This window comes from Halomonas sp. (genome assembly GCF_033549285.1).
GTDB lineage: Bacteria > Pseudomonadota > Gammaproteobacteria > Pseudomonadales > Halomonadaceae > Halomonas.
Map to the genome: position 1 here is coordinate 1 of NZ_JAWSUJ010000169.1, position 4,990 is coordinate 4,990.

Consider the following 4,990-nt stretch of genomic DNA (forward strand, 5'->3'; position numbering starts at 1 on the left):
AAGCGCCTTGCCATGGTTCCGTCCGTGTCAGGTATCCTACACACATTATGCACGAAAACTTTAGATTAGGCACTTACTCGCTGCCTGCCAGGCGTCTCACGAAGCTAAGAAAGGCCTGGCGAGAGGACGAAAAATGCGAGACCAGGGTATCGGCCACCAGAATGGCGCCGGCATTGATGAAGGGATTACGGGGAATACCGTGCTCCCACTCCAGTTGGACGATGGAGTTGAACGGCTGACCGGATGGCTCCATGCCGACCCGGCGCCACAGACCGTCGCCCATCCGCTGCATCGCCAGCACCAGACCGAACACCTTGGAGATGCTCTGGATCGAGAAGGGAAGCTCGGCATCGCCGGCGGTATGGACCTCCCCATCCAGGGTGGCGAAGGCGATGCCGCAGCGTATAGGGTCGACCGTGGCCAGGGCTGGGATGTAGTCGGCTACCCGGCCCTCGATAGGCTGCTCCACGGCCCGCCGGTGAATATCCCGAAGGGCCTGGGAAAGCGAGAGGTCGGCGTCGGCAAGAAATTGCATGGCCTCAGTAACCGATGTAGTGAGCCACGATCAGGGCAATCCAGCACATGGCGTAGAGTGGCACCATGATCGGCAGGATCACGGGCAGCCACTGGGCATAGGAAACACGGCCCAGGGCCAGCATGGCCAGGATGCCACCGGCAGTAGGAGTGAACAGGTTGGTCAGCCCGTCGCCCACCTGGAAGGCAGTAATCATCAGCTGCCGGCTCATGTCAACGAGGTCGGCCAGCGGGATTAGGATCGGCATGGTCACTAGCGCCTGGGCCGAGCCACTGGGGATGAACAGGTTGATCACACCCTGGATGACGCTGGCCACCACCGCGGCCAGTGCCACCGGCATGTCCCCCACGATGGCGCTCAGCGAGTGAACAATAGTGTCGATGATGTGGGCATCGCTGAGGATGACCTGGATCGAAGCGGCAAGGCCAATCACCAGCGCCCCGGCGGTCACGGAGGAGGCGCCCTCCATCATCCGCTGTACCAATTGATTGGCGCTGAGACCGCTGGCCAGCCCGATCAGGATGGCCATGAGCAGGAAGTTGCCGGCGATCTCCTTGATGTACCAGCCGCGGGTGAAGACGCCGAAGAGCATGATCACCAGGCCGGCCAGGAAGATGCCGAGGACGGCAAGGTTGTTGCGCGACAGGGCGTAGTCCTTGAGCTTCCGACTCATCTCCACCGGTTGGTCGTCCTTGAACTCGATGTTGACCACGCGCAGGCAGATATAGGCGGCAAGCGTCGCCAGGCAGGTCAGCATCATCAGGCTGCGCAGCCACCAGCCGGAAAACAGCGGCAGTTCGCCAATGCTCTGTGCCACCCCCACGGTGTAGGGGTTGATGGGAGAAAGCGCAAAGCCGATGGCGATACCGCCCACGGCCATGGTCACGCCCACCAGGCGCGAGCAGCCGATGGCCGCGGCGATCAGCACACCGACTGGCACCAGGGCAATGTTGTTCTCGGCACCCACGGCCATGCCAAAGAAGCCATAGATGAAGGTGCCCGCGGTGATAATCAGGTTGCGGCTCTTGATGCTGTTGCCCGCGCCCATCCTGTAGGCAGCAATGCCTATGGCGTTTTCCAGCGCCCCCGTGCCCTTGAGGATGTGGAAGAGTCCGCCGGCGATGAAAACGATGAAAAGGAACTGGGCGGCGTTGATCATCCCCTCGGGAATAGCCACGAAGACACGGAAGAAGTGCAAATTGGCAGTATCGGACAGGTACTCGAAGGAGCCTGGAATTACCCGGCTCCGGCCATTCACCAATTCCCGCGCGAATTCGCCGGCGGGCACGAAGAAGGTCATCGCATAGACGACCACCAGCACCATGAAGATCAGGACCATTGGGTCTGGAAACTCACGGAACCACTGACGTTTCCGGGAAGCGGCAGGCTTGCGGTCATCGGACTGTTGTTGGCTCATGGTCACCCTTTGGGTCGCTGTGCGACCTCGTTGGAGTTGTCGTGGGTTGTGGATCACTCGGAGCGGGAAGTTCCCTGCGAGAAGTAGCGGGACACCAGGCCCATCAGGAAGGTGGCGGCGGGTCCCATGCAGTCATCGTTGAAGTCGTAGTGCGGGTTGTGCACGCTGCATGGTCCCAGGGGCAACCCTTCGTCGTGGCCGTTATCGCCGTTGCCGACGATGAAGTAGCAGCCAGGCACCTGCTCGAGAAAGTAGGCGCAGTCCTCGCTGCCGGTAAGGGGCGCGGTGGGTGCTTCGACTCGCTCGTCGCCGAACATCTCTCGGGCGGTGTCGATGGCAAGCTGGGTCTCGGCCGGGGCGTTAATCAACACCGGATAACCGCGCACGTAGTCGATCTCGCAGCGGCAGTCGAAGGACTCTGCCTGGGACTCGGCCAGGGTGCGAATGCGGCGCTCGAGGGTATCGCGCACCTCGGGGTCCAGGGTACGCACGCTGAGCTCTAGCTCGGCGCTGTTGGGAATGACGTTGGCGCTGGAGCCGGCCTGCATCCGGCCTACGCTGATCACCGAGACGAGGTTGGGATCGACGTTGCGCCCGACGATGCTCTGCAGTGCCAGCACGGTGGCAGCCGCTGGCAGAGTGGGGTCGGCGGCCAGCTGCGGCAGGGCCCCGTGGCCGCCCTTGCCAATGAAGGTCAGCGTGACCGTGTCCGAGGAAGCCATGAAGGCACCCTCCCTGAAACACAGGTGGCCCACGGGCTTGCCGGGGAAATTGTGCAGCGCAAAGAGGGAATCGCAGGGGAAGCGCTCGAAGAGGCCGTCTTCGATCATGCACAGTGCCCCGCCACCGCCACCCAGCTCCTCAGCGGGCTGGAAGATCAGGTTCAGGGTGCCGCTGCCGGGCAGCCCCTGCTCGCGATGCTGGCGGGCCAAGGCCTCGGCAGCACCCAGTAGTATGGCGGTGTGGCCGTCATGGCCGCAGGCGTGCATCTTGCCGGGAACCTGGCTGGCCCAGGGCAAGCCGGTCTCCTCCTGGATGGGCAGGGCATCCATATCGGCGCGCAGGCCGAGTCGCGGGCCCGAATTGTCGCCCCAGCGCAGCACGCCGACCACGCCGGTAGTGGCGATGCCGGTGTGAACCTCATAGCCCCACTCCTCCAGCCGCTCTGCCACTAGCTGGCTGGTGGCAAACTCCTCGAAACCGAGCTCAGGGTGCTGATGGATATGGCGGCGGCAGGCCTGCATCTGGTCGATATCTGGCGTGATCGTCGAATGGGCTGTCATCGGCTTCGCCTCTTAGCATTGGAATTTGCGTCAATAAAACCGATGTTGTCAGTGGTGACTGATATCGAAAAGACGATAAAATCTACTTGATGACACGCATAGGTGTTCACTTGAGATGAAAAATCACCATTTGAGGGCCCTGCTGAAGGTGGCCGAAGAAGGGTCGATTCGAGGAGCCGCCAGGGCGCTGCACCTGAGTCAGAGCGCCCTGACCCGCGCGCTGCGCGAACTGGAGGCCGACCTTGGATCGGAGCTGCTGATACGCAGCTACCGCGGCGTCGAGTTCACACCGTCGGGCAAGGTGCTACTGAAACGGGCGCGCCTGGCGTTCTCCACCCTGGACAAGGCCAGGGACGAAATACGTTGGCTGCGAGGCGGCTCGGGCTTGCAGGTCACGGTGGCGGTGACCACCGCAATCGCGACCACGTCTCTGCCCGCCGTCCTTCGGGAGTTCGAGCGCGAGCAGCCTGATGCTAGCCTCAGCCTGGAGGAAGGCATGATGAGCACGGTGCTACCGGGCCTAATGGAGGGACGCATCGACTTCGCCATCGCCGTGGCCGAGGCGGATCAGCTACCCCACGAGATCACCTTCGAACCGCTGACCGAGCTGCTCTCGGAACCCATGGCGCGTGAAGGTCACGCATTGCTGGGTGCCACCGACTGGTCGCAGATGGCTGAGGCGCGCTGGGTGCTGAACCTGGCGGTCGGCAGCTCGGCACAGCGGCTGATCGACTGGCTCGAGGCTCAAGACATCTCGATCTCGCAGCGAGTGGTAAAGTGCGATTCTCCAATCATGATGGTCGAGCTGATGCGACGCACTGATCTGATCGGCTTCGGCCCGCGGTTCTTTGTCGACGATCCGCTTTCCGGCCGTGGGTTGGCCTGCTTCGACACCCTGGCCACCTTTCCGGCCTATACTATCGGCCTGCTCAAGCTGCGCGGCGTGCCCCTCCACCCCGGTGCCGAGCGGCTCGCGACCCTGTTCAGACGCCATATCTCCTCGCTGAATCTATCGCGCCGGCCATCGAGTCAATGAGAGAGTTGGCTCAGCGGGCTAATCCCCGCCCCACGGGCTGGTAGCCTGACGCAAACCAACGGGTCTCCGAGAACGCCGGTACGTTCAACCCAATGCCGGGCACTAGGGTGGTGCCATGAGCGCGGCTCTCGAGCAGCGTTTCCGCAGGGCGTTCCGTTATCGCAAAGCCTCGTTGCCGACGTTCCCTTTCTCTCTTCGTTTGCACCCATCGCCTTGCCATGCTGCCTTCAAATTCATGAGGGAGTTGAGCCGGTGCGTCTATTCCTATGCGAGAAGCCTTCGCAGGCCCGAGATATTGCCCGCGTGATCGGTGTCGGCCAGCGCAGCGAGGGCTTTCTGAAGGGCGAGGGGTGTGTCGTGACCTGGGGGTTCGGGCATCTGCTCGAGCAGGCCCCGCCGGAGCAGTACGACCAGGCGCTCAAGCGCTGGTCGCTGGAGGCGCTGCCGATTCTGCCTTCGACTTGGAAGATGGAGATCAAGAAGAGCGGCCGCAAGCAGTTCGGGGTGGTGAAGAAGCTGCTGGGCCAGGCGACCGAGGTGGTAGTGGCCACCGATGCCGACCGGGAAGGGGAAACCATCGCCCGCGAAATCTTGGATCACTGCGGCTATCGGGGGAAGGTCACCCGCTTGTGGCTCTCGGCCCTGGATGATGCCTCGATCCGCAAGGCCCTGGCCGGCATCAGGCCCGGCGAGGCGACTTACCCGCTATATCTGGCTGG

At 62.8% G+C, this 4,990-nt stretch carries 5 protein-coding genes; 2 read left to right on the top strand and 3 right to left on the bottom strand.

Features of this window, described 5'->3' with window-relative positions; translation table 11 throughout:
• Positions 1 to 73: 73 nt before the first annotated feature.
• The 3 genes from SCI24_RS20865 to SCI24_RS20875 are packed head-to-tail and all read right to left on the bottom strand — an operon-like array spanning position 74 to position 3,235.
• Positions 74 to 535, bottom strand: coding sequence for a glutaminase (locus tag SCI24_RS20865; RefSeq protein ID WP_318727200.1), 462 nt, complete (start codon positions 533 to 535; stop codon positions 74 to 76).
• Between the two features lie 4 nt (positions 536 to 539).
• Complete coding sequence (locus SCI24_RS20870; protein WP_318727201.1) at positions 540 to 1,952, bottom strand: YfcC family protein; 1,413 nt, start codon at positions 1,950 to 1,952, stop codon at positions 540 to 542.
• A gap of 53 nt (positions 1,953 to 2,005) precedes the next feature.
• Positions 2,006 to 3,235: a M20 aminoacylase family protein gene (locus SCI24_RS20875; RefSeq protein WP_311429899.1), complete on the bottom strand. Its 1,230-nt coding sequence runs from the start codon at positions 3,233 to 3,235 to the stop codon at positions 2,006 to 2,008.
• Between the two features lie 130 nt (positions 3,236 to 3,365).
• Here SCI24_RS20875 and SCI24_RS20880 point away from each other — a divergent pair, with 130 nt between their 5' ends.
• Positions 3,366 to 4,271 (top strand): LysR substrate-binding domain-containing protein, encoded by a 906-nt coding sequence (locus SCI24_RS20880; RefSeq protein WP_318727202.1) that lies wholly within the window; start codon positions 3,366 to 3,368, stop codon positions 4,269 to 4,271.
• A gap of 252 nt (positions 4,272 to 4,523) precedes the next feature.
• The coding region (locus tag SCI24_RS20885) for a toprim domain-containing protein (RefSeq protein ID WP_318727203.1) at positions 4,524 to 4,990 on the top strand (467 nt) is incomplete at its 3' end.